Annotated in this window: 21 protein-coding genes; 3 read left to right on the top strand and 18 right to left on the bottom strand. The window is 64.9% G+C overall.

Going from position 1 to position 23,726, the window contains the following annotated elements; all coding sequences use genetic code 11:
- The first annotated feature begins 19 nt into the window (after positions 1–19).
- Both ACN0RJ_RS22120 and ACN0RJ_RS22115 read left to right on the top strand, forming a co-directional pair.
- A complete protein-coding gene (locus tag ACN0RJ_RS22120; RefSeq protein ID WP_417725698.1) occupies positions 20–1,075 on the top strand; it encodes a lactonase family protein in 1,056 nt (351 codons plus the stop codon).
- A gap of 30 nt (positions 1,076–1,105) precedes the next feature.
- Complete coding sequence (locus tag ACN0RJ_RS22115) at positions 1,106–2,080, top strand: aldo/keto reductase (protein ID WP_417725697.1); 975 nt, start codon at positions 1,106–1,108, stop codon at positions 2,078–2,080.
- 18 nt (positions 2,081–2,098) lie between these two features.
- Here ACN0RJ_RS22115 and ACN0RJ_RS22110 read toward each other — a convergent pair whose 3' ends face one another.
- From ACN0RJ_RS22110 to ACN0RJ_RS22085, 6 genes are all read right to left on the bottom strand, one after another.
- Entirely contained in the window at positions 2,099–3,136 is a 1,038-nt protein-coding gene (locus ACN0RJ_RS22110) for a lactonase family protein (protein ID WP_417725696.1), read from the bottom strand.
- Positions 3,136–3,816, bottom strand: a complete 681-nt coding sequence (locus ACN0RJ_RS22105) for a substrate-binding domain-containing protein (RefSeq protein ID WP_417725695.1) — start codon at positions 3,814–3,816, stop codon at positions 3,136–3,138. Before ACN0RJ_RS22105 ends, ACN0RJ_RS22110 begins: the two co-directional genes overlap by 1 nt.
- On the bottom strand, positions 3,813–4,493 hold the full coding sequence (locus tag ACN0RJ_RS22100; protein ID WP_417725694.1) for a substrate-binding domain-containing protein: 681 nt from the start codon (positions 4,491–4,493) through the stop codon (positions 3,813–3,815). The genes ACN0RJ_RS22105 and ACN0RJ_RS22100 overlap by 4 nt, the downstream gene beginning before the upstream one ends.
- Positions 4,494–4,518: 25 nt before the next feature.
- Positions 4,519–4,878 carry a hypothetical protein gene (locus ACN0RJ_RS22095; protein ID WP_417725693.1) on the bottom strand — a complete coding sequence of 120 codons (360 nt, stop codon included), beginning with the start codon at positions 4,876–4,878 and terminating at the stop codon, positions 4,519–4,521.
- Positions 4,879–4,919: 41 nt separating this feature from the next.
- Positions 4,920–6,374, bottom strand: a complete 1,455-nt coding sequence (locus ACN0RJ_RS22090) for an aldehyde dehydrogenase family protein (protein ID WP_417725692.1) — start codon at positions 6,372–6,374, stop codon at positions 4,920–4,922.
- Between the two features lie 74 nt (positions 6,375–6,448).
- Positions 6,449–7,561 (bottom strand): ABC transporter substrate-binding protein, encoded by a 1,113-nt coding sequence (locus ACN0RJ_RS22085; protein ID WP_417725691.1) that lies wholly within the window; start codon positions 7,559–7,561, stop codon positions 6,449–6,451.
- A gap of 278 nt (positions 7,562–7,839) precedes the next feature.
- On the opposite strand from ACN0RJ_RS22085, the gene ACN0RJ_RS22080 reads away from it, so the two are divergent.
- A complete protein-coding gene (locus ACN0RJ_RS22080; RefSeq protein ID WP_417725690.1) occupies positions 7,840–8,877 on the top strand; it encodes a CapA family protein in 1,038 nt (345 codons plus the stop codon).
- Between the two features lie 69 nt (positions 8,878–8,946).
- On the opposite strand, the gene ACN0RJ_RS22075 is transcribed toward ACN0RJ_RS22080, so the two are convergent.
- The 12 genes from ACN0RJ_RS22075 to ACN0RJ_RS22020 all read right to left on the bottom strand — a co-directional run bounded on the left by ACN0RJ_RS22075 (position 8,947) and on the right by ACN0RJ_RS22020 (position 23,723).
- Positions 8,947–10,695 (bottom strand): thiamine pyrophosphate-binding protein, encoded by a 1,749-nt coding sequence (locus ACN0RJ_RS22075; protein ID WP_417725689.1) that lies wholly within the window; start codon positions 10,693–10,695, stop codon positions 8,947–8,949.
- Between the two features lie 25 nt (positions 10,696–10,720).
- Positions 10,721–11,815 carry an ABC transporter ATP-binding protein gene (locus tag ACN0RJ_RS22070; RefSeq protein ID WP_417725688.1) on the bottom strand — a complete coding sequence of 365 codons (1,095 nt, stop codon included), beginning with the start codon at positions 11,813–11,815 and terminating at the stop codon, positions 10,721–10,723.
- Positions 11,808–13,589 carry an ABC transporter permease gene (locus ACN0RJ_RS22065; protein ID WP_417725687.1) on the bottom strand — a complete coding sequence of 594 codons (1,782 nt, stop codon included), beginning with the start codon at positions 13,587–13,589 and terminating at the stop codon, positions 11,808–11,810. The genes ACN0RJ_RS22070 and ACN0RJ_RS22065 overlap by 8 nt, the downstream gene beginning before the upstream one ends.
- A 73-nt stretch (positions 13,590–13,662) precedes the next feature.
- The gene (locus ACN0RJ_RS22060) at positions 13,663–15,075 is read right to left on the bottom strand and encodes an MmgE/PrpD family protein (protein ID WP_417725686.1); all 1,413 of its coding nucleotides are present in this window, start codon (positions 15,073–15,075) and stop codon (positions 13,663–13,665) included.
- 60 nt (positions 15,076–15,135) lie between these two features.
- Positions 15,136–16,275 (bottom strand): ABC transporter substrate-binding protein, encoded by a 1,140-nt coding sequence (locus tag ACN0RJ_RS22055; protein ID WP_417725685.1) that lies wholly within the window; start codon positions 16,273–16,275, stop codon positions 15,136–15,138.
- Positions 16,276–16,335: 60 nt separating this feature from the next.
- On the bottom strand, positions 16,336–17,475 hold the full coding sequence (locus tag ACN0RJ_RS22050; protein ID WP_417725684.1) for an ABC transporter substrate-binding protein: 1,140 nt from the start codon (positions 17,473–17,475) through the stop codon (positions 16,336–16,338).
- A 184-nt stretch (positions 17,476–17,659) separates the two neighbouring features.
- On the bottom strand, positions 17,660–19,162 hold the full coding sequence (tcuA, locus tag ACN0RJ_RS22045) for an FAD-dependent tricarballylate dehydrogenase TcuA (protein WP_417725683.1): 1,503 nt from the start codon (positions 19,160–19,162) through the stop codon (positions 17,660–17,662).
- A 74-nt stretch (positions 19,163–19,236) separates the two neighbouring features.
- A complete protein-coding gene (locus tag ACN0RJ_RS22040; RefSeq protein WP_417725682.1) occupies positions 19,237–20,121 on the bottom strand; it encodes an aldolase/citrate lyase family protein in 885 nt (294 codons plus the stop codon).
- A gap of 11 nt (positions 20,122–20,132) precedes the next feature.
- Positions 20,133–20,639 carry a PCC domain-containing protein gene (locus tag ACN0RJ_RS22035; RefSeq protein WP_417725681.1) on the bottom strand — a complete coding sequence of 169 codons (507 nt, stop codon included), beginning with the start codon at positions 20,637–20,639 and terminating at the stop codon, positions 20,133–20,135.
- A 22-nt stretch (positions 20,640–20,661) separates the two neighbouring features.
- Positions 20,662–21,438 (bottom strand): HpcH/HpaI aldolase family protein, encoded by a 777-nt coding sequence (locus tag ACN0RJ_RS22030; protein ID WP_417725680.1) that lies wholly within the window; start codon positions 21,436–21,438, stop codon positions 20,662–20,664.
- Positions 21,439–21,549: 111 nt separating this feature from the next.
- Positions 21,550–22,758, bottom strand: a complete 1,209-nt coding sequence (locus ACN0RJ_RS22025) for a CaiB/BaiF CoA transferase family protein (RefSeq protein WP_417725679.1) — start codon at positions 22,756–22,758, stop codon at positions 21,550–21,552.
- Between the two features lie 20 nt (positions 22,759–22,778).
- Entirely contained in the window at positions 22,779–23,723 is a 945-nt protein-coding gene (locus tag ACN0RJ_RS22020; protein WP_417725678.1) for a hydroxymethylglutaryl-CoA lyase, read from the bottom strand.
- Between the last annotated feature and the right edge of the window lie 3 nt (positions 23,724–23,726).

The following is a 23,726-nucleotide window of genomic DNA, read 5'->3' as shown; positions in this document are numbered from 1 at the left end:
ACTGGAAGGAGGTTCGAGGATGTCCCAAAGCGGCGGCGTCTATCTGTACGTGTCCGAGGACAAGGCGAAGCGGATCAGGGTGCTGAGGCTCGGTTCCGATGGCACGCTGGAGCCGGTGCAGAACTACGACCTCGGCGGCGAAGTCCAGCCGATGACCGTGTCGCCGGACCGGCGGACACTTTATGCGGTTGTCAGAAGCGAACCGCGAACCGTGGTCAGCCTTGCAATCAACCGGGCGGACGGCACGCTGTCGACCCAACACCGAACGCCCCTTCCGGAAAGCTCGCCCTACCTCAGCACCGACAAGACCGGCCGTCACCTGCTGGTGGCCTTCAACATCGTCGAGCCGAGGACGCGGCGCAGCGGGCTGATCGGCAGCTATCCGATCGGCCCGACCGGCGCGCCGCTACTCCCGGTGACATTGATCCGCACACCACCCAAGATGCACGCCGTCCTCACGGACGCGTCGAACCGCTTTGCATTGGGGCCGAGCTGCAACGGCGACATGATCATGCGCTACCGCTTCGACGAGCGGACGGGAGAGCTTGACCCGGACGGGCTGGCGCCGATCCTCGTGCGACCGGGCTCCGGCCCGCGCCACATGCGATTCCACCCGAACAACCGCTACCTCTACCTGATGAACGAATACGACGCCTCGGTGGTGGCTTTCCGCTGGAAGCCCGAGACAGGCATGCTCTACGAGCTGGAAACCTACAGCGCCGCCCCGGACATGGAGCCCGGCGAGGACTGGGAGGGCGGCTGGCGTGGCGCCGATGTGCAGATCAGCCCCGACGGGCGCAATCTCTATGCCTCGGTCCGCAACTCCAACACCGTCGCACATTTCCGGGTCGATCCACTGACCGGACTGCTGAGCCTTGTCGCCCACCACGACGCCGCGCGCGAGCCGCGCAGCCTGTGTGTCGACCCGTCCGGCCGTTTTCTGATCGCGACGGGGATGCAATCGGCCTGCCTCGTCGTCTATGCCATCGACCCCGCAGACGGGACCCTGAGCCGCAAAGACGTCGTCCCGACGGGCAAGGGGCCCAACTGGATCGAATGTGTCCCGCTGCCCTGAGCGCCGGGACCACAACGGAAGGACTTGACTATGAAATACACGAACCTCGGTGCGTCCGGCCTGCAAGTCAGCCGCGTCTGCCTCGGCGGCAATTCCTGGGGATCGAAGGGCAAGCGCAAGTGGACCGGGCTCGATGCCGAGGACACGAAGCCCTTCCTGAAACGCGCCCTCGATCTGGGTGTCAATTTCTTCGACACCGCGCCCTCCTACAACGCGGGCGCCAGCGAGGAGATTCTGGGCGAACACCTCGTGGGCTCTGTCCCACGCTCGGAACTGGTGCTGCTGACCAAGGCCGGAATGCCGCGCGGGGAGCCTCATCAATGGGGCCTAGGGCGAAAGCGCCTGATCGCCAGTGTCGAAGACTCCCTGCGGCGGCTTCGGACCGATCACCTCGACCTGCTGGTGCTGCACCGCTTCGACCCGCGCACGCCGATCGAGGAGATCATGACCACGCTGCACATGCTCGTGACGGCGGGCAAGGTGCGCTACGTCGGCGCCTCCACCATGCCCTTCCGGCATTTCATGCGCATGCACCTGTTCGCAAAGGTCAACGGGCTGACGCAGTTCATCGAAATGCAGAACTTCTACAACCTCCTCTACCGCGAGGACGAGCGAGAGCTGGTGCCGTTCTGCGAGGAAGAAGGTATTGCCCTGACCCCCTACAGCCCGTTGGCCAAGGGCATCCTGTCCGGCAACCGGGCCGCCGATGGCTCCGGCGCCTCCGAGCGTGCGCAGGCCGATGCGGCGCGCACGCAGGAATTCTACCGCGACCACCAGCCGGCCATCCTCGATGCGCTGGCAAAGGTGGCCGGGGCGCATGGGGTGAAGCCCTCGCAGATAGCGCTGGCCTGGCTGCTGCATCAAAGATCCGTCGCCGCGCCGGTCGTAGGCGCGACCAAGCTCGACTACATCGACGATGCGGCGGCGGCGGTGGACATCGCGCTCGGCGCCGACGAGTTTGCGAGCCTCGAAGCGCCCTATCAGGCGCGCAGCGTGGTCGAGTGATGCCCGTGGCGCCTCCCGTCAGGGAAGCGCCACAATTTCCAGCCAGTTCGGCCCCTCGCCCGTGGCGGTATCCGCCATCCGGTCGAGGGCGCCGGTCTCCGGGTCGATCCGGAACGCGGCGATGCAGGCGGAAAGCTGCCCCGCCGCGTAGAGGAAACGCCCGCCGGGATCGACGGCAAGGCTGCGCGGGGTCCTGGCGGTTTCATGGTGCCCGGCCAGCGCCAGCCGCCCGGTTCCCGGGTCGGCCCCGAAGACGGCAATCGTATTGCACTCCCGCACCGAGGCGAACAGCCAGCGCCCGTCCGGGGTGAAGGCAAGGTCCGCAGCCTCCACGTTGGGGTGAACGAAGCCGGGGGGCACGGCGGAGGCGATCTGGATCTCGTGCAGCGAACCGTCCGCCGTGTCGAATTCCCAGGCGACGACACAACCGTCGTATTCGTTGACGGCATAGAGAAACCGCCCGTTCGGATGAAACTGCAGATGCCTCGGCCCGGCCTTGGGCAGCGTCATCACCGGCGCCAGCCCGTCGGCGCTGAGCCTGCCCCGGGTCGTGTCGAGCCGGTAGCGCAGGATCAGGTCGCTGTCGCAGGAGGTGGCAAGGACGAAACGGTTCGTCGGATCGGGGATCGCGCAATGCAGCTTGGCGGACGTCCGCAAGATCGCGGGCGGCTGCGTTACAGCGCCATCGGGTGCAAGCCTGTTGAGCGACAGGATGCCGGTGCGGCGCTGGCTCCTGGGCGGGTTGCAGGCCCCGATCAGCCAGCACCCGCTGCGTTCGGTCGTGAGGTAGACCGTGCTATGCGCGGCCTCCGCGACATCCAGCAGAGTCAATGTGCCGGTTGCCCCGTCGATGGCGAAGCGGGCGATGCGCCAGGGCTCCTCGCGCAGCGAGGCATAAAGCTGTGTCCGGTCTTTCGACAGCGCAAGCGGCATGACAGGGCCGTCGAGCTCGGCCTCCTGTATCCGGGCAAGCGCACCGCTCAAAGGGTCGAGCGAGAAGACAGAGACCCGGTTCCCTCCTGCTTCGGAGGCATATAGAAAAATGCCTCCGCCCATCAGGCGTTCACGTCTGCGGCTTGGGTGAAGCCATGTGCGGCAAAGATGGCGGCTCCGGCCTCGGCGCAGAACCGGACGAACGCCTCGGCGATCAGCGGATCGCGGGCGGAGGACGCCGGAGCGACGATGAAATCGCGCAGGTATTGTACGGGGGCCGGAAGCGGCCCGACCAGCGTGACGCCTTTGCCGGCATAGGTCCGGAACTCGTTCATCGAGAGAAAGGCCAGATCCCGCCCCTGCCCGGCAGCAAGGCAGTCCATCACCGCCGGACCGTTCTCCAGCCGCAGGATGCGCCCGGCGATGCGGTCGTGAAGGTGCAGCCTCTGGAGCATATCCTCGACGTAAAGACCGGTGCTGTGGTTGAGGGTCACAAGCACCGTCTCCGCACCAAGCACGGCCTGGGACAGCGCGGCAACGGACCCGATTTCCGGCACTTTCACGCCGGACCGGATGCCCACACCGATCCCCATCTGCCCGACCACGACGCCCTCGTCCGCGATCCTCCCTGCCGGACGAAGCTTCCGCTCTATCGCATCGCGGGAGGCAACGATGACATCCGGCGCGGGAATATCCCGATTGTAGGTGACGCCGACGGAATACCCAGTGGCCGCGTGGAACGCCCCGGCGACCACATCCAGCGCGGGCTCGGCGGACCCGCTGGACATCACGGTCAGGGTCACTGGAACCCCGCTTCGGCGAGGATCGGCAGCCCCTCCGCCCCACAGAACTCAGAAAAGGCCCGCGCCACCGACTTGTGGCGGCTGGCGATCAGCGGCACCGCCACGAAATCCCGGAAGAGCTGCGCGCCTTCGGGCAGCGGCCCGGCGAGCGCGATCCCCCGGCCGCGATAGCGCTGGATCTGGTTCAGCGAGAGCACGGTGCATTCGCGCCCGGTCCCCTTCAGCAACCGCTGCATCGAGGTTGGGCCGTCCGGAAAGAACTCGATCTTTTCCGACATTTCGACGCCCATCCCCCACTCCTCCAGCAGATCGCGCATGTAGAAGCCCGAGGAATGAGTGGTCAGCACCAGCCCGTCGAGCGCCCGCAGGCTGCCCTTGAAAGCCTCCAAGCCGGAGACATCGGGCAGCGGCGCACCGTCGCGCACCGCCACCCCCAGCCCCATCCGGCCGATGGGCACCTCGCCGGTCTCGACGGCCCCCGCAGGGCGGAACCGGCGGGCAAGCGCGTTGGTCGAGGAGATGATGACGTCGAACGCCTCGCCCCCCTCTCCGATGATCTTGTCGTCGTAAGTCACGTTGACCTTGTGGCCCGTCGCCGCCTCGAAGGCCCGCGCCACCTGTCCCAGGGCAGGGTCGGCCGAGCCGCTCGACATGACCTTGATCTCTTCACCCGGCATCCCGGCACCCTCCCCTTTCGACTGGTCAGACCATCTTGATGAACAGCGTCCGCCGGGGCTCTCCGTTCAGCGCCTTGGTATAATGCCCCTTGCCGGTCGGGTCATCCTGCAGGAACACGTCGCCCGCCTTGAACACCCGCGAGGTGCCGTCGCTGGCCACGATCTCGAGTCCGCCTTCAAGCACCACCACGAGCGTCTTGTTGGGCGCGGTGTGCCAGTCGTTGTCGTATTCGCCCTCGGTCTCGCGGAAGAACACGCCGGTGGCGGGGATCACGTCCGAGGACACGCGGAACGTCTTCTCGTCGGTGCGCGGCTCCAGCTCGACCTCCTTGAAATGGGTCAGGCCGTCGTCGCCGCTGTACATGTGGGTATAGGTCAGTGCCATCCTGGTCTTCCTTCCGTTGAGATATCCATTCCGGTCGCGGCTCAGCCGATGCCGACCGCGTAAGTCCGTTCGCGCGTGTAGGAGAGCACCTCCTCCGCGCAGTTGCGCTTTCCGAAGCCGCTTTGCTTGAAGCCGCCGTTCGGCACGCCGGGATCGAGCGGCGCGCTGGTGTTCACGTAGCAGAGACCGGATTCGATCCGTTTGCCGATCCGCAGGCCCTCCTCGACCGTCGGCGCGAAGACGCGGCAGTTCAGGCCCATGTCGGTGTCGTTGGCAATCGCGACGACCTCGTCTTCGGTATCCCAGGGGATCAGGCAGACCACGGGGCCAAAGATCTCGTCACGCGCGATCTGCATGTCCGGCGTGACATCGCTGAACAGCGTCGGCAGGACGTAGTATCCCTTGTCCATGCCGTCCGGACGAACGCCCCCGAAACGCAGCGTCGCACCCTCTGCCTTGCCGATGCGGACATAGTCCATCACCCGCACGAAATGTCCGCCAAAGCCCAGCGGCCCCATCTGCGTGGCAGGATCGCCCGGGTCGCCGACGACCACCTGCGCCATCAGCCCCGCCAGCCGCTCGACAACGTCGCCGTAGATGGAGCGATGCACGAGCACCCGCGTCGAAGACTGGCAGGACTGGCCTGCATGGGTCAGGTTCATGTTCTTGAGCGCGAGCTTTGCCGCGAACTCCGGGTCCAGCCCGCCGGTGAGGATCAGCGGGTTCTTGCCGCCCAGTTCCAGCGTCACATGCTTGATGCCATGCGCCGCACCTTCGAGAATGCGCCGCCCGGTCGGGACGGAGCCGGTGAAGTTGATCCGGGGAATCGCAGGATGGGCCACGATGGCCGCGCCAACCTCGTGGCCATGGCCCGTCAGCACGTTCACGATCCCCGGCGGAAAGATGTCCCGCGCCAGTTCCGCAAGCGCCAGTGCCGACAGCGAGGCCTGCTCGGGCGGCTTTGCCAGCACGGCATTGCCGGTCAGAACCGCGGGGGCGATGGCCTTGACCGCGAAGTTCTCCGGGTGGTTGAAGGGGATGATCTGGCCGACGATGCCATAGGGCTCGCGCGCCGTGTAGACCAGCGTGTCGCCCGAGGACGGAAACTGCCGCCCTGTCAGGTCAAGCGCGTATGCACAGTATTCTCCGATCCACCTCACAGACCGCCGGACATCCGCCAAGGCCTTGCTCCGGGTCATGCCGGCGTCGCGCACGTCGTAATCGGCAAGTTCGTCCTCATGCGCGGCAATCGCCCTGGCATAGCGTTCGAGGTATTTCGTCCGCTGCGCCACGCTCAGCGCCTTCCAGCCGTCCAGCGCGGGGCGGATCGCGGCGACGGCCTGATCCACATGCGCCGCCGTGCAGGCCGCGATCTCGCCCAGGTGGCTCTCATCTGCCGGTGAGATGACGGGAATGCTCCCGCAGCCGTCCAGCACCACCCATTGCCCGCCGATGAACGCCTGTCGCCCGTCCAGCGGAATGTCCAGTTTGCTCATGCCTTTACCCCGGTGCCTGCCTCTTCCCGAACTCCCGGCGATCAGGATGGACCGCCGGGGGTGATCAGGTCCAGTCAGCCGTCCTGCATCTGCGACTGGAAGGTTTCGAGCACCTTCTGTTCCTTCTCGGAATAGTCCTTCCAGTCGAGCGGCGCGTTCACGCTGCGGTCGTCGAAGAACCACGACTGGTCATAGACCCAAGGCTTCGGCACATCGTCCCGCGCCGAGGGAACGCCCACCAGCTCTACCCAGAGCGCCTGGCCCTCCTGCGACATGCCCCAGTCTGCCCAGAGCTTCGCCGCGTTGGGGTGCGGTGCAATCGAGGAAATCAGTCCCGGCGCGAACAGGACCGGCGACGGCGAGGTGATCAGGAACTCAAGCGGTGCCCCCTGCTTGGCAGCCAGCGCGGCGGTCGGGAAACCGCTCATCAGCGCCACGTCGAACTCGCCGGACATCAGCCCGTCGAGCAATGGACCGGAGGAGGGCCGCACGATCGGCGTATTGGCCACCAGCCCATCCCAGAGGCTCGGGTCGTCGCCGTATTGCAGCAGATAGGAGCCGGTGCGCCCATTCGAGGTGGACCCGCTGATCATACCGATGCGGCCCTTGAAGCGCGGATCGGTCAGGCCCTTGTACGACTTCACCAGTTCGATCTCTTCATCGCTCAGCGCCCCGACACGATAGACCGTCACGTTGCTCTGGCGCAGCCACGGATACCAAGTGCCGCTCTGCTTGGCGGTATCAGGGAAAACCGAGTCGTCCGAAATGACGAACTCGCCGAAGGCGCCGTCGTCGATGAACTTTCCTAGCTGGATCTGGTCGGATGGAAATTGGAGGTAGTCCGTGATGCCTTTGCCGCTGGCCTGCTCGGCCGAGAATTTCTTCACGATCTGCGAACCGTTCTGCATGGTGTAATCGACCTTGATGAACGGATAGTGCTCGTTGAACTTGGCTATCATCGCCTGGGTGGTGATATCGTCCCCGAAGCGCTGAAGGGTCAGGGTCAGATTTCCCTCTTCGGCGGCGGCGCGGATGATCTCGGGGGTCGATGCGGGCAGGTTGGTCTTGGCCCATTCGATTGCGGCGCCGACATCCGAATTCTGCGCTGACACCGCCCCCAAGGAGAGTGCAAGTGCTGCGGCCCCGGTGGTCATTGCGGCGAATGCGCGTCTGGTGAATTTCGTCATGTGCATATTCCCTCCCTGAATCGCACGCCCGTTGCTCCTCCGCCCGGGCCACTGCAGCGAAGTATATCGGGGCTAATTTATTATGCAATAGTGGATGCAAAATAGAATGCATAAGTCTCCCAACCTGATGTGAGGTGCGGCTAAGAGCCTATTTTCGTTGCAAAGTCAGACGTTGGAGTTCAATCTTCTCGACGCAAAATTGCGGTTGCATAAGTGTGCTAAGCCTCGACTTTCCCATTTAGGATGCTATATTGCATCCTAAAAATGTGGAGGGACTTTTGACCACGATTCTGTTTGCCGGAGACATTAATCTGAAGGATGTCGTTGCGCCGGACGCTCCGTTTCCCAAGGTGATCGATGTGCTGTCCGACGCCGACCTGAGGTTCGCGAATCTGGAATGCAGCTTCTTCGAACCGAAGGACGCGCTTTCCGAACCCGCCGACGGACTACAGGCAAGAATTGCCCTGGCCGAGGCTCTGAAGATCGCCGGGTTCGACGTTGTCGGCACTGCCAACAACGGCAATTACGGACCCGAGGCGATCCTTCAGACCTCTGCCACCCTGCGCGAGCACGGCATCGCAGAGGTTGGCGCAGGCGCGGATCTTGCCGCCGCGCGAAAGCCCGCCATCCTTGAGGTGAACGGGCAAATGGTCGGCCTCCTGCAACGCACCTCGGTCTACTGGCCTTTGGGTCACGAGGCCACGAACCACACGCCCGGCGTCGCGGTTCTGCCCGGCCACACCTCCTACATGCTTCAGATCCACCGGACCGGCCACAAGGTCCCGCCGCTGAATCGCCCAGGCAACCCGCCCGAGATCATCACTTGGGCCGATCCCAAGGCGCTGGACCAGCTTCGCGGCGACATCGAGGACCTGCGCGCAAAGTGCGACATAGTCATCGCCTCTCACCACTGGGGGCTGAAGCGAGATGTGCTGGCCTACATGCCCGAGATTGCCCACGCCGCCATCGACGCAGGAGCCGACGCAGTGATCGGGCACGGACCGCATTTCCCGATGGCGGTCGAAATCTACAAGGGCAAGCCGGTCTTCTACTCGCTGAGCAGCTTTTGCTTCAATGTCGGTCACAGCGGCAAGCGCAGCGGCAACTGGAGCGGGATGATGGCGCGGATCAACTTCGAGGGCCGCAAGCCCGCCGAGGTGGCTTTTCGCTGGGTACGCCACGATGCCGAGAACCGGACGTGGTTCCCCGACCCGGCGGAAGAAGAGGCCAACCTCAAGGACGTGGCCGCGCGCAGTGCCGTCTACGGGACGCGCCTCAGTATCGACGGAAACGAAATTCGCGTCGCCCTCGACTGAGACGCGATACGACACTACGACATTGCTGCAAAAGAAGGACGGCGCGGGATGATCCCGCGCCGTTTTCGCTTATCCCTGCTCGTACTTGAGCCAGGTCCGCGCCGGGGTGCCGGCATGCGGCACGGGAGCCGGGAAATCGTCCGGGTCGGCCGGGGCCACGATGACCTTGGGGCCAACGGTCGGTGCAACCTCCAGTTCCTTTCGTAGCTCCTCGATGGTGTTCACCCGAACGGCCTCGGCGCCGATGGCCTGCGAGATTGCGACGAGATCGCCGGTATCGAGGTCGGCACCCACGTAATGCCCGTTGAACCAGTGCATCTGGTGGCCCTTCTCGGCCCCCCAGGCGGCGTTGTCGCAGATCACGATGCGCACGGGGATCTTGTGCTCTGCCGCCGTGATGAGCGAGGGCAGAGACAACGAGAATGCCCCGTCACCCAGAACCGCCACCACCTCGCTGTCGGGCCGCGCCAGAGCCGCCCCGAGGGCGCCGGGCATACCGAAGCCGAGCCCCGCCAAAGAACCGGTGTAGATGAAGCCCTTCGGCTGGGCATAGGGGATCATGCAGAAGGTCCATTGGGTGGTGGAGCCCACGTCGCCGACGTAGATCGCATTCGGAAGCATGTCGCCAAGCGTCTTGTAGACCGCGGCGGGCTTGAGGAACTTGCCGCCCTTCAGCAGGGCGGGCTCGGCCAGACCGGCGCGCTCTTCCTCCCACTTCGCCCGCTCCGCGACGGCCTTGTCGCGCCAGTTTGCGCGGCTGACCTTGCCGCGCGCTGTCAGTTCGGCATTCAGCGCTTTGAGGAACCGGTGCGCGTCCGCGACGATGCCCAGTTCCACCGGCATGTGCCGCCCGACCGTCTCGGCATCGGAATTGACGTGGATGATGGGCGCATCTTCGGGCCAGAACTTCGTCCCGTAGTAGGCGACCTTGGTGTAGCGGTGCAGGCGCGAGCCTATGACCAACACCAGATCAGACTCCGACAGCAACTGCATCGCCGCCTTGGAACCGCGCCGCCCGACGCTGCCCAGCGACAGGGGCGCTGTCGGGGGAATGGCGGAGTTGTGCCCGAAGGTGGTGCAGAGCGGGATGTCCCCGATCTCGCTGATCGCATGGAGATCGGCCCAGGCCCCTGCATCCTCGCCGCCCTGCCCCACGACGAAGATCGGGCGGGCGGCCTTTTCGATCATGTCGGCCACCTCGCCGATGGCCTCGGCATCGACCATCGTGTCGTACTTGGCGCGATAGGACATGCGCGAGGCGGGCGGCGTCCATTCGAAGCTGCCCTTCAGCACGTCGGTCGGGACTTCGAGGAACACCGGCCCCTTCTTGCCCGAGGTGGCAATGCGGAAGGCGCGTTGCAGGAATTCAGGCAGGCGATCGGCGCTCGGCACCCGGGCGGACCACTTGGTAAGAGGGCGCATCACGCCGACCTGGTCGATCTCGTGCCGCCCGTCATTGTCGACATTGGCGCTGTTCGGCCCGGCGGTGATGCCGAGGATCGGCGCGTGCATCTTCATCGCCGTGGCAAAGCCGGTGGCGAGGTTGGTCAACCCCGCGCCGTTCTGCACGAGACAGACGGCGAGTTGCCCGTTGGCGCGGGCGAAGCCATGCGCCATATGGCTGGCCGTTTCCTCGTGCCGTGTGCCGACGAAGGTCATCTTCGGCGACCGTCCCACGAGGTCGAACACGTCGAGGATATTGCCGCCGATGATGCCGAAAACGTGCGTTACGCCCTCGATCTCCAGCGACTTCACGATCGCTTCGCCCGCTGTTACTTCCATCGTTTTCGGTTCCTGACCTGCAAGTTCGTCTTTCATCTCGTCTTTCTCCAATAAGGGTGTCTCAGCTCGCCATGGCCTGCGCGTCCGGCAGGATGACGATGTTCCTGTCGGCAATGCGGATGCGGCATGTCGCGTCCGGTTCCAGCCGCACGTTCGGGCGTGACAGCGCGATGGCGCGCAGGGTCATGTCGTCAAGTTCGATGGATGCGGCGGTTACCTGCCCGACAAAGGACACCTCCCCGATTCTCGCGGGTATCCCCGGGTCGGTCTCGTGCGTGCCGATCTCGACATACTCGGGCCGGATCATGATGGGCACCGTCTCGGCCCCCGCAGGAACTTGGCCCTCTGCCTGCCCAGCGTCGAAACTCATCCTGTCGTTTACCACCAGCCGCACCCCGCCCAAGCCGTTCTGGACCCGCGCCGACACGATGTTGGTGTTGCCCACGAAGTCCGCCACGTAGCGGTTGCGAGGGGCGTGGTAGATCTGCTGCGGCGTGCCCACCTGCGCGATGTTGCCCGCGCTCATCATCACGATGCGGTCGGCCACGACCACCGCCTCGCCGATGTCATGGGTCACGTAAACGGCTGTCTGGCCAAGCTGCTTCAACACTCGGCGCAGTTCCGCCCGCACTTCCTCTCGCAACCGAAGGTCCAGATTCGAGAGCGGCTCGTCGAACAGCACTACATCCGCCTGCAGGGCAAGTGCCCGCGCCACCGCGACGCGTTGTTGCTGCCCGCCGCTCAGTTCCGAGGGGTAGCGATCCGAGAGGTGCGACAGGCCGAGCAGCCTCAGCACATCACCCACCCGTTCCTTGATCACGGCTTTTGCGATCTTCTGGACGTGCAGCCCGTAAGAGACGTTCTCCCACACGGTCATGTGCGGCCAGAGCGCGTAGGACTGGAAGACCATCGCGATGTTGCGGCGATAGGGTGGGACGGACACGCCGTCCGCGAACAGTGCTTCGTCGCCCACGGTGATCCGACCCGATGTCGGGGTTTCCAGCCCGGCGATGCAGCGAAGAAGCGTGGTCTTTCCACAGCCCGACGGACCAAGCAAGGCTATTACTTCGCCTTTGCCCACCGTCAGGTCGATGTCGCTCAAGGCGGTAAAGGCGCCGAACTTTTTGGTAAGGCTGTCGATCCTGAGCTCAGCCAATGGCCTTCTCCTTTTTCAAGGCGGGAGTGGCAGTCGTGCCACGGCGCCGGCGTTTCGTGACATGGCCCATCTCTGTGTTGTAACCAGGGATGAGGCGGATGGATTCGATGCAGAGAAAAGTGACGCCGATCAGCAGAAGGGTGACCGGGTAGACCGCATTGAGCAGCGCCGAGTCGAGCTGATTGAAGATGATGAGCGGCATGGTTACCGTTGCCTGCGTGTAGAGAAGCACGGTGAGGTTCACCTCTTGCGCGTATTTCACGAACAGCACCACCCAGGTATTGGCGAGCGTCGGGCGCAACAGCGGGAACTGTATGTCCCGGATCACCTTTGCACCCGAGGCACGGCTCATGTAGGCGGCCTCGGTCAGCTCGCTGTGGACCTGTTGGAGCCCGGCGTTGATCGACCGCACACCGTAGCCCATGTAGCGCATCGCATACGCCAGCCCGAGGCCGAAGAGCGTACCGTATAGCGGCAAGGGCGTGGAAAAGTAGAATGCCAGCACGCCGAGGCCGAGAACAATGGACGGGACGGCGACAGGGAATGCGATGACGTAGTCGACAACGACCCGCCCCTTTGCTTTCGTCCGTACAATGAAGAAGCTGATGAAGAGGCAGACAACAACTGTGCAGATGCCACCCAGCCCCGCGAGTACCAGCGTGTTCTTGATCGCTGTCACCATCTGCGGATTGTTGAACATTGCTGTCCAATTGTAGAATGACATACCGTCCAGCGTCAGTTCCGGTGTCGGGAAGCGCCGCAGCGATCCCCAGAGCAGCGCGAGAATGGGCGCCACGACGGACAGGAACAGATAGAAGGCGATGATACCCGCCGCGACCCACTTCCACAGTCCGAGTTCGACGGGGCGCGGCATGCGGGCGGACTTTCCCGCCATCGCAGCATAGCGGTCGCCCATCTTCATGTAGCGCCGGAACAGGTAGATGCCGACCGCGCTGAACCACAGCAGCATGGTCCCGCCCGCCGCCGCGCGATTGTAGTCTGGGTCGGACAGCGAGAGGTCGATGTAGATCTGTGTCGGCAGCGTCTGGAAGTTGAACTGGATGCCGAGGAAATAAGGCACCGCGAACTGCTCGGAGGCGAAGACCCCCACCTGCAGCAACGACGACACGATGGTCGGCGTGATCAGCGGCAGGGTAATGGAACGGAAGGTGCGCACCAGCCCCGCCCGCGACATTTGCGAAGCATCATCCATCTCTCCCGCCGCCGCCGTAAAGGCGCTGGAGATCAGCAGGAACGAGATGGGAACGAAGTGGATAGTGGTGACGAAGATGATCCCGCCATAGCTGTAGATGTTGCCAAGGTTCTGCCCCGAGAACCCCAGCGCCCGAGCGGTCTGGCTCAGCAGCCCCGAACGCGGCGCGCCGATGGCGGCCCAAGCGATGGCGAGGAACAGCGGTGACATATAGAAGGCGAGCGTCATGAACCGGGTGAACTGTCGCCGGAACGGCACGTCCGCCCGCACGAGGACCCAGGCCATCGGAATGGCGATCAGGGTCGAGAGGAGCGAGACCTCGACCCCCATCAGGAGCGAATTCGTCAACGCCTTCAGAAGTTTCGGATCGCCATAGGCCGCGATCATCGTAGACAGGGTGAAATTGGTGTCAGCCCCCTTGAACGAGCCGTCCGAGAAGGCGGTGATCAACAGGAACAGGATGGGGATGAAGACCACGGCCGTGACGCTGAACGGGATGGCGTATAGCGCGATCCGGTCGGCCCCTCCCAGCAGCATGGTTCTTGGTGATCTGTCGCTCATCGTCCTGTCCTCCCCTCCGGTCCCCTTGGTACCGAAGCTCTGTTTCGCTATCCCGACCCCCGCCTTCGCGGGATCAGGCGTTCGCCTGTGCCCCGGCCCGCACGGCGGGCGACACCATCAATCCGGTCAGCGCTGACACGTCCGGCACCTGGTCGAGCCCGGCCAGCGCCGCGCTGAGCGCCGCTACCCGCTCCGGCGGCAGGTACAAAGCAGCGTTTGTCCGCAGCTTGGTCATAAGTTCCGCCGGCGTCAGCGGGTTCTTCGGATGACCTTTCGGCACTTCCACCCGCTCGCTGACCACCCGCCCGTCCGCGAGCGCGAAATCCAGACGCGGCTCTCCGGTTTCGGGAAGGTCCGGGTCGATCTCGATGGAGACATTGCGCGCCAGAAGCGCCACCTCCGGGTTCGCCATTGCCTCGGGCCGGTAAAGGTCGAGCCCGCCGCTGCCTGCCTTCAGAGCGGCGGACAGCGTGTAGGGCAGGCTGAACTGTGCTTCCAGTACGGTGCTGACCGGGAACTTGGAAAGTTGGCGCTTGTGCAGGTGGTGGCCGTTGATCGTGATGGCCTTTACGTCGTCATACGCCAGCCCGTGCTTGCGGGCCGCCTCGAACAGCGCGTCGAGCGAGCTGTGGATGCGTCGGCACGAGGCATAGGGCTTGAACCCCGCGTGCAAGATCTCCCACTCGGAACCGAGCCCGCGGATGACATGCTCGGGATACCACGCCTCGCCCTGCAGGAAGGTACCATAGAACCCGCCCCAATCAGCCTCCAGCACGCGGCTCGGCCCGGTGATCCCTTCGCGGGCGAGAAAGGCCGCCGCCACCCCGCAGCGTGAAGCGAGGCCGGGATGCACCCGCTTGTTGGTGTTGCCCTCGTCGATGAAGGCCCAAGTGCCCCCTGCGGAACTCGCCGCAATTCCGATGGCGTTGCGCAGGCCAGCCGCATCGAGCCCCAGCAGCTTTGCCGCCGCGACTGCCGCGCCGAACGGTCCGAAGAGACTGGTCGAATGCCAGCCCTTTTTCTTGAAGGACAGGAAGCCCGGCTGGCCCGGCGCCGCGCCGCCCATCGCGATGCGGAACGACACCTCGTAGCCGGCTGCCACGGCCGCGATCAGCTCCTCGCCGCTCGCGCCGACCACCTCGGCCACCCCCACGGCAGCAGGCACCACGACCGATCCCGCGTGATAAGCCAGGCTGAAATCGTCAATCTCGCGCGTGTGGACGGCGACACTGTTGGCCATGACCGCCAGCGGCAGCGGTGCCTTCAGGTCAGTGCCCCAGAGCCGCGCATTCCCCGAGCCGCCGGACATCGCCAGCACTGCGCGGTGCAGCTTGGCCGCCTCGTCCGTGGCCGATCCCACGATGCCGCAGCCCATCGCGTCAAGGATCAAGAACCGCGCGTGTGTCCGCACCTCCTCGGGCAGCGTGGCATAATCCAGCCCCGCCGCGAAGTCCGACAGCATTTCGTTCAAGCTCTGCCCGGTCATCGTCTTCCCCTGTGTGTTTTACTGCCGCGGGCAGGAGCACCGCCCGCGGCTCAGCCGGTCTCAGCCCTGCTGAAGCTCGGCCTGATACTTGTCGACCACCGCCTGGTTCTTCTCCGAGAAGTCGTCCCAGTCGAGCGCCACATGCGTCGACGGATCGTCGAAGAACCAAGGCTGTTGCTGGCACCATGCCTTGGCCACGTCGTCGCGAGAAGAGATGGTGCCGGTCAGCTCGACCCACAGGTTCTGGCCCTCCTGCGACATCGCCCAGTCCTGGAACAGCCGCGCCGCGTTCGGGTTCGGCGCCAGCGCCGAGACCGCGCCGGGCGCATAAAGCACGGGCGAGCGAATGCTGACCCCGAACTCAATCGGCGCGCCGCTGAGGGCCGCGCCGACCGCCGTCGGGAACCCGGACATCAGCGAGATGTCATAGCCGCCCGACAGCAGGCCCTCCATCAGTTGCGAGGACGAACCGCGCACCATCGGTTCGTTGGCGACGATCCCCTCCCAGATGCCGGGGTCGGAATGTTTCTGCAGGACGTAGCTGCCCGCCGACACCACGGAGGTGCTGATGTTGTTGATCCCGAGCCGCCCCTTGAAACGCGGATCGCCCAGACCTTCGTAGCTGCGTACGAGCTGCTTTTCCTCGTCGGTCAGCGCGTCCTTGCGGTAAACTGTGGTGCTGTGCTGGCGCAGCCAAGCGTACCAGGTGCCGCTGCGCTTCGCGATCTCCGGGAAGGCGGCATCCTGCGACACGACGAACTCCGCGATGGCGCCCTGCGTGATGTAGCCGCCGGATTCCTTGAGGTCGGAGGGCAGTTGCAGGTAGTCGCTGATCCCCTTGCCGGAGGAGACCTCGGCCGTGAACTTCTTGGTGAAGCCCGAACTGTTCTGCAGCGTGTATTCCACGTCGAGGAACGGGTAGTGCGCCTTGAACGCGTCGATCAGCCTCGCCATCGCGGTATCGTCCAGGAACCGCTGCATGGTGAGCACGAGGCGGCCTTCCTTCGCCGCGCCGTTCACGATGTCGGGCGTGGAGTTGGGCAAGTTCAGCCGCGCCCATTCCACAGCCTCCTCTACCGTCGCCGCGGCCTGCGCCCGCGACAGCCCGGGCATGGCGGAGAGCATCGTCGCCCCCACGCCGATCCCGAAATATCCCAGTGCCGAGCGCCGGGTGATGTCCTTCGAAGTCGTCTTAGTCATTGTCGGTCCCTCCCGTGGATCGTTGGTCCGGGGCCGCATGGCGCGGCCCCGCCGGTCGGATCAGCCCGCTTGAAGGGCGCTCTTGTAGGTGTCGATCACCGCTTCCTGCCTGGCGGCGAAATCGTCCCAGTCGATCGGAACCTGGCCGTTCTTGTTCTCGAAGAACCACGGCTGCTGCTGCGACCAGCAGGGCTTGGTCCCGGCGAGCGCCGACATGGCGCCCGAGACGCCCACCCAGATGTCCTGCGCTTCGACCGAGTTGAACCAGTCCTGCCAGACCTTCGCCGCGTTCGGGTTCGGCGCCAGGGCCGAGATCGCGCCGGGCGCGAAGGTGACGGGCGAGGGGTTGGTCAGTCCGAACCTCAGCGGTGCACCGTCCTGAGCCGCCCGCGCGGCGATGGAGAAGCCGTTCATCAGCGCCACGTCGTATTCTCCGGACAACAGCCCGTCGGTCAGCGGCGAGGAGGCTGTCTTGACCTGCGGCGCGTTGGCGACCAGCTTGTCCCAGAGGCTCGGGTCCGGCCCATGCATCAGCACGTAGCAGCCCGCCTGTCCGTTCGAGGTGCTGACACCCACGATCCCGATGCGGTCCTTGAAGCGCGGGTCGGTGATGCCGTCGTAGGTATGCATCATTGCGACCTCTTCCTCGCTCAGCGCACCGTCGCGCCAGCAAGTCACGCCGTGCTGCTCCAGTGCAGGATAAAAGAGACCGGTGTCCTTCGCGATGGCCGGGTAAAGATCCTCGTTCGAGATGACGAACTCGGTAAGGTTGCCCGCCTCGATATAGGCCTTGGTGTTCAGGAGGTTCGACGGCAGGTGGATATAGTCGCTCACGCCCCGGCCCGAGCCGACCTCTGCGTTGAACTTCTGCATCACCTGCGAGCTGTTCTGGAGCGTGTATTCCGCGGCGATGAACGGATACCGCTTGTTGAAGGCGGTGATCATCGTCTTCATCGCCTCGTCGTCGCCGTGAAGCTGGAGGGTCAGCACAAGCTTGCCCTCGGCCGCTGCCGCATTGAGGATGTCCGGGGTCGTCGCGGGCAGGTTGGCGCGCGCCCATTCCACCGCTTCGTCAAGTCCAGCCGCTCCCTGCGCCCGCAGGATCGCAGGTCGCGCCATGACGGCGGCGGCAACACCGGCACCGGCCATCCGCAGCGCGTCGCGCCGTGTCAGACCCGTCTTTGCGTCTTCAAATCCCATGTCATCCTCCCTGATGTGACGGCGCGTGTGCTGCGCCCTTCCGGTCGCCATCCTCCAACGGCGGGCCGGTCTTCGCTCCTGCGTCGAGCGACCGGAACAGTGCCGGGGTGTTCCCCTTGACGAATGTTCCGGCCATGTCGGCGGCCCCCGGCAAGGCGCTCCGCCTGCCGGGGGCGCCGCTTGGTCACTGCGCCGCGACGGCGGGCGCCATCTCCAGCGCGGCCTTGGCGGCGCCGGTGCCGGAAATCCGGCCCCAGTTGGCACCTGCCATCATCCCCGAGCCCGAGGCATAGCTACCGTGGAACAGCCCGCCGACCAGCTCGCCCGCCGCCCAGAGGCCGGGGATCGCGCGGCCCGAGACGTGCTGCACCTTGCCGGTCTTCGGCTCGATCTTGACCCCGCCGAAGGTGAAGGTGATGCCGGCGCGCACGATGTAGGCCTCGAAGGGCGCTTCATCGATGGTCATGGCAAAGTTGCTCTTGGGCAGCGGCAGGCCCTCGGTGCTGACCCCGTCCAGTGCATAGGCGCTCGGCTTGGCCTCCTGGTCCTTCGGCACGGCGGCGTTGAACTCGTTGACCGTGCGGACCAGCCGCTTGGCGTCGATGTCGAAGATCTCGGCCAGCTTCTCCAGCGTGTCGGCCTTGGCGCTTGAGGCGTGTTCGTAGCTCGACGGGAAGAGACCCGTCCGGCGCACCTTTGCATCCATGATCTGGTAGGCTACGCCGCCGGGCTGCTGGATGATCGCGCGCCCCATCTTGGCATATGTGGCGGAACGCAGGTCGCTCGCCTCGTCCACGAAGCGCTCGCCGTCCGAGTTCACCATGATCGAGAAGGTGTACATGTAGCGGCTCATATGCCCGCCCTCGCCGACCTGGCTGGGCAGCTTGAACTTGGGCAGTTCGTAATCCTGCGGCGAGGCGTGGCAGGTCGACCACGAGCCGTGTGGCATGGCGCCGATGTCCAGCGCCATGCGAATCCCGTCGCCGGTGTTGAAGGGAACGCCGCGGACATGGACCGTGTCCCAGTTGTGGCCGAGATATCTGGCGCGCATCTCCGCATTGGCCTCGAACCCGCCGCAGGCCAGCACCACGGATTTCGCATGGAAGTTCACGTATCCGTCCGGGGTCAGGGCGCGCACGCCGGTGACGCGGCCCGTGTCGTCCTGAAGGAAATTCGTGGCCGAGGTCTCGTAGTGGAAGTTTCCGCCTGCTGCCTCGACATAGCCGAAGTTGCGGGACTGGAGACCGTGGCCGCCGCCGTCCATCGACAGCACGAACTGGGCGCGGGGTCCGAAGTTGGGCACCCAGCGGTGGCCCTTGCTCGCCAGCCAGTTGATCGTGTTGTAGGATTCCTCGACGTGAACCTCGAGCATCTCCTGATCCGAGCGGTAGTCGGTCACCCGCATGATCAGCTCGGTGAGATCGTCCTTGGTATGGGCGGGGAGCAGTTCGTTGATCTTGTCGATCTCGGCGTTTGTCGGGTTCGCCATCAGCGGCTTCAGCTGATCGACGGAGTCATAGGCAAAGCGCATGTGGCCGGTGAACATGCTGTTGCCGCCGCGCTCCTTCTTCGGCGCCTTTTCGAGGATGCCGACGCTGACGCCCTGATCCAGCGCAGCCAGCGCCGAGGTCAGCGCGGCGTTCCCGGCGCCGATCACCAGCACGTCGTATGTATAGTCCTTTGCCATATCCTTCTCCCTTTCTGTCTCGCCGTCCGCGCGGCTGCGCTCCGGCCTGTTCCAGTCCGCGGCCCCGCGGGCCGCTATGCCTTATCCTCGTCCAGCCCCTCGGGCCGGCCGTCGCCCTGGGTCAGGAAGACCCGGAAACCCTCGTCGATGCGCCGCCGCAGGTAGGGCATGTCGACGAACCCCTTGCCCCCGGCCCCCTTGGGCGGCCTGGCCGACAGCGACGTACCCGCCGCGATGCCGTTTCGCTGGCAGGCCGCCAGCATCCGGGTGCGGAACTCCACAAGCTCGGGGTCTTCGAGGTCGATCGTCCCCTCCTTGGCGAAGGCGTGCCAGGCGTGCTTGGCGCCGAACATCATCCCCGAAAGCCCCGGCACCGACGCGATCTCGTCGATGTTCTCCAGCGCCTTCGGCGTTGCCACGATGGCGATGAGCGCCAGCTCTCCGTCCGGGTTGACCGGCCAGAGGTCGGCCATGTCGCGGTACTCCTCGAACTTCGAATAGCCCCAGTAGCGCATCGCCAGCTTCGGCCAGACCCGCCGTTCGCCGGAAATCCGCCCCTCCGCGTCGCGCCGCGCATAGCGCATGGCCGAGACCAGATCGGCCACGTCATCGGCGCTTTCCGCATAGGGCAGCAACAGGCCGAGCGCGCCGTAGTCCAGCGCCTGGCTTGCTATCCAGCGTACCCGCTCGCTGCCGTGATGCGGCAGGCGGACGATGGGCGTGGGCGAGGCAAACATGTTTCCCGTCGCCGCCATCCGCCGCCGGCTCTGCATCCATTGCAGCGTGTCGCCCAGCTTCGGCAGGTCGAACCCCTCGTGCTCCAGGTCCACCATCGTGAAGTCGAAGGTGGAATCCCCCATCGCCCGCGCCCCCGCGATGTCACCGCAATGCAGCGACCCGCCGAAGGCCGGTTTGCCGCTCCGCAGAAGCTCGATCAGCCTGTTGCGCGAGGGTGCCATGCTGCCTCCGCTCAGGCCGGGGTCAGATCGTGGTAGATCCGCCCCTTGCCGTCTTCGGTTGCCTTGAACGCCGCCTTGAGGTTCACGCCCTCGGCCTTGGCCAGCACGATGGTGAAATGCGACACTTCGAGGTGCGAGCGCACCAGCGTCCCCGGCATCAGGTGGCCGCAGATCGTCTCGTCCGCCGAGGTGACGACAACGTGGATATGGACGTAGGGCTCTCCGTCCTTGTATTCGCCGATCCCGCCCGAACCCTCGGTGGTGCCGATGATCCCGTGCCCGGTCAGCTCCAGCGGCCCCTCAAGCTCGATCACTTCGATCCGGGTGGAGGGATCGTGCGACTTCGACTTGAATTTCTGCACCCGCGCCTTGGTCACGCTGCCGGTGATGTCGACCACCACGCCCGCCTCGACGTCATGCTCGACGGCGGCATCCTTCACGGCCTGAAGCAGATCCTGCCCCTTGTCGAGCCGCACGAAGATCAGCTCCGTCAGCTTGGCCTTTACCGAATAGCTCATGTCCTGCGCCCTCCCCAGGCGGTCATTTCGTCAGTGCGATGGCGTCGCGACACACGTTACGGAAGATCGAGGTATCGGTGCCGTAGCTGATCCCGCCGAAGCCCATCGCCAGCAACTCGCGGCAATAGTCGTGCGTGTGGATGGGCGAGGACGGCGCCAGCAGCACCTTTCCCGCAGCCTTCGTCTTGGCCACCGCCTCGCGCGCCACCGAGAGTAGCGGTTCCTCGGTCAGCGGGGCGCCCGGCACGCCGTAGGATTGGGCGAGATCGCCGATGCCGATCCAGAGCACGTCCACCCCGTCGACGGCGAGGATCTCGTCGAGGTTCTCGATCCCCTCCTTCTCCTCCACCAGCGGCATGATGATGACCTCGTCATTCGCCTGCTTCCAGAATTTCGACCACGGCACCCCGTCCGCGCCGTACCGGCTGCCCCGCACCTGCCCGCACTTGCCGCGTTCGCCCTCGGGGGCGAACTTCGCCGCGGCCACTGCCCGCTTCAGATCGTCGGCGCATTGCACATGCGGCACGATCACTCCCTTCGCGCCGGCATCCAGCGCCTTCATGATCAGCAGCGGCTCGATATCCGCCACCCGGACCATCGGGATCATGCCGCTGACCTCGGCCGCGCGGGTCAGGTTCTCCACGTCCGCAAAGCTGATCGACGTATGCTCCATGTCGATCGAGACCCAGTCGAAGCCCGAAAAGCCCATGATCTCGACCAGCGCGGCATTGCCCGTGAAGCACTGCATGCCCAACAGCGCCTTCTTCGTTTCCAGCCGCTTCAAAAGCGCGTTCGTCATTCAGAGACCCTTCCCAATTTCCGTGCTCGCAGTGCTGAGCATTTTTGGATGCAATACTACATCCACTATTGTGGCTGACAATATGGCATGTTCGAATTCCATGACAAAGTCTCATCCGTGAGATTTGCGTGGAGTCTCGACCGCGGGCAACGGCGCACTCGTGTGTCGAGCTTTCCCAAGGACAGCGTCATCGTGCTCCCCGAGCCTGGGCGGCGGCAAAGTCACATCCGGCATCCCGCTTCCGAGCGTAAACCCGAGACGCGAGACCGAGAACGCCCGGCCGATGGCCGTATCGTCAAAGGTCTTGATAATCTGACGGGCCGCCACCTGGGGATGGGAAAACGCGCTGCGGAGATCGAGAATCGGTCCGGCGGGCACATTGGCCTCGGCAAGAACCGTATCCCAGTCGACGGCGCCTTTCGTCGCGAGGTACTTTTCCAGCTCCACCCTGAGCTCGTCGCGATGGGTGACGCGAAGCTGTCTCGTGACGAAGCGCGGCTCAGTCTTCAGATGCGGCGCTCCGATGGCATCGCAGAGTGATTCGTATTGCTTCTGATCATTGGCCACGATGTTGATCGTGCCCTCGCCGGTCCGGAACGCTCCTGACGGAGAAGACGCGCCGTTCTCGTTGCCCATCGGCTTTGGCACCCGCCCCGCATTGAGGAGACCGGACGCGGGCCAGGATGTCAGCCCCGCCAACGAGGCATCTAGCATCGAGACGTCGATGAACTCCCCTTCCCCCGACACCGTGCGGCGATAGAGTGCGGCGCAGATTGCAAAGGACGCGGTGATCGCGGCAAGCGAGTCGCAGACCTGGTAGCCCGAGCGCGTGGGCGCGGTCTCTTCCGATCCGGTGAGGCTCATCAGCCCGCAATAGCCTTGGATGATCTGGTCATAGGCCTGGCGCCCGGCAAGCGGGCCGTTCTGTCCGAAGCCGGTGATCGAACACCAGACGATGTCCGGGCGGATCTGCCGCGCGACCTCGTAATCGAACCCAAGCCGTGTCATCGTGCCGGGCCGGTAGTTTTCCAGAACGACGTCGCAGGTCGCAACGAGGTCCCGCACGCCGGCAATTCCTTCGGGCGACTTGAGATCGAGCATCACGGACTTCTTCCCGGCATTCGTCGCCAGGAACGAAACCCCCATCTTCTCCTTGTTGAGGGCCTCGTCCGCGCCCAGACTCCGCGCGAGATCACCGCGTTCGGGCGGTTCGACCTTGATGACTTCGGCCCCCAGCAACGCAAGCTGATACGAACACAGGGGTCCGGCAATGATCGCACTCAGATCGAGAATGCGCACGCCCTCCAGCAAGCCTCCCATCTCTCTCCTCCCCTTCCCGTTCAGACCCATTGCGACAGGCTTCCGCCCGATTTCACTGCACCCGGCAGCGGATGGCCGACGATGTCCTCGGCCAGTTTCGCCGCCTCGATCATCCGCTCGATGTCGATGCCCGTCTCGATGCCGAGATCGCGGCACAGGAACACCAGATCCTCGGTGCAGACATTCCCTGCCGCCGCCCGGTTGCCCGCGAAGGGGCAACCGCCCAGCCCCCCCACGCAGGCATCGAAATGCGCAACACCCAATTCCAGCCCGGCAACGGCATTCGCGATGCCCATGCCCCGCGTGTCATGCAGGTGAAGCGACAGTTCGAGATCCGGCCAGCGGGTTCTGACCGCCTCCAGCACCGCACGGATGCCGCGCGGCGTCGCCCAACCCATCGTGTCCGAAAAGTTCATCAGGCGGATGCGTTCGCCCTGTTCCTGCGCAATGGCGACGATTTCAGCCACCTGCGCCACCACCCGCTCGACCGGCACCGGCCCTTCGAAGTTGCAGCCGAACGCCGCCATGACCGAGCCCCGCTCGATGGGAATGCCCGCGGCCTTGTAGGCCGCCGCCATCTCGCGCTGTTGCGCGAGGTTGTCCGCGAAGGTGCGCTTCTGGTTGCGCAGCAGGAAGGTTTCCGAGGCGGTCAGTGCAATCGACCCCTCCAGATGCAGCTTGCCGGTCGCAATCGCCCGCTCCAGCCCGCGCTGGTTCAGCCAGAGGCCAATGAACTCCACACCGTCGCGCGGGATGATCCCGTCCACGACCGACTCGGCATCGGCCATTTGCGGGACGGCCTTGGGATGCACGAAGGACACCGCCTGGATCTGGCTCACTCCCGTCTCGGCCAGCGCATTGATCAGTTCGATCTTGCGGTCCGTCGCGATGGGAGCCTTCTCGAACTGGAAGCCTTCGCGCGGGCCTTCCTCGGTGATGTGGATGCGTTTCGGCAAGTCGGACATCGG

The organism is Salipiger sp. (assembly GCF_048261495.1).
Taxonomy (GTDB): Bacteria; Pseudomonadota; Alphaproteobacteria; order Rhodobacterales; family Rhodobacteraceae; genus Salipiger.
The sequence above is the reverse complement of the archived record's forward strand: the minus strand, read 5'-3'. Positions and strand labels throughout refer to the sequence as shown.

Bases quoted from the DNA above. Each gene is read 5' to 3' on its own strand.
- ACN0RJ_RS22120 (WP_417725698.1), top strand. From the start codon at position 20: ATGTCCCAAAGCGGCGGCGTCTATCTGTACGTGTCCGAGGACAAGGCG.
- ACN0RJ_RS22115 (WP_417725697.1), top strand. From the start codon at position 1,106: ATGAAATACACGAACCTCGGTGCGTCCGGCCTGCAAGTCAGCCGCGTC.
- ACN0RJ_RS22110 (WP_417725696.1), bottom strand. From the start codon at position 3,136: ATGGGCGGAGGCATTTTTCTATATGCCTCCGAAGCAGGAGGGAACCGG.
- ACN0RJ_RS22100 (WP_417725694.1), bottom strand. From the start codon at position 4,493: ATGCCGGGTGAAGAGATCAAGGTCATGTCGAGCGGCTCGGCCGACCCT.
- ACN0RJ_RS22095 (WP_417725693.1), bottom strand. From the start codon at position 4,878: ATGGCACTGACCTATACCCACATGTACAGCGGCGACGACGGCCTGACC.
- ACN0RJ_RS22090 (WP_417725692.1), bottom strand. From the start codon at position 6,374: ATGAGCAAACTGGACATTCCGCTGGACGGGCGACAGGCGTTCATCGGC.
- ACN0RJ_RS22085 (WP_417725691.1), bottom strand. From the start codon at position 7,561: ATGACGAAATTCACCAGACGCGCATTCGCCGCAATGACCACCGGGGCC.
- ACN0RJ_RS22075 (WP_417725689.1), bottom strand. From the start codon at position 10,695: ATGAAAGACGAACTTGCAGGTCAGGAACCGAAAACGATGGAAGTAACA.
- ACN0RJ_RS22065 (WP_417725687.1), bottom strand. From the start codon at position 13,589: ATGAGCGACAGATCACCAAGAACCATGCTGCTGGGAGGGGCCGACCGG.
- ACN0RJ_RS22060 (WP_417725686.1), bottom strand. From the start codon at position 15,075: ATGACCGGGCAGAGCTTGAACGAAATGCTGTCGGACTTCGCGGCGGGG.
- ACN0RJ_RS22055 (WP_417725685.1), bottom strand. From the start codon at position 16,275: ATGACTAAGACGACTTCGAAGGACATCACCCGGCGCTCGGCACTGGGA.
- ACN0RJ_RS22050 (WP_417725684.1), bottom strand. From the start codon at position 17,475: ATGGGATTTGAAGACGCAAAGACGGGTCTGACACGGCGCGACGCGCTG.
- tcuA (WP_417725683.1), bottom strand. From the start codon at position 19,162: ATGGCAAAGGACTATACATACGACGTGCTGGTGATCGGCGCCGGGAAC.
- ACN0RJ_RS22040 (WP_417725682.1), bottom strand. From the start codon at position 20,121: ATGGCACCCTCGCGCAACAGGCTGATCGAGCTTCTGCGGAGCGGCAAA.
- ACN0RJ_RS22035 (WP_417725681.1), bottom strand. From the start codon at position 20,639: ATGAGCTATTCGGTAAAGGCCAAGCTGACGGAGCTGATCTTCGTGCGG.
- ACN0RJ_RS22030 (WP_417725680.1), bottom strand. From the start codon at position 21,438: ATGACGAACGCGCTTTTGAAGCGGCTGGAAACGAAGAAGGCGCTGTTG.
- ACN0RJ_RS22025 (WP_417725679.1), bottom strand. From the start codon at position 22,758: ATGGGAGGCTTGCTGGAGGGCGTGCGCATTCTCGATCTGAGTGCGATC.
- ACN0RJ_RS22020 (WP_417725678.1), bottom strand. From the start codon at position 23,723: ATGTCCGACTTGCCGAAACGCATCCACATCACCGAGGAAGGCCCGCGC.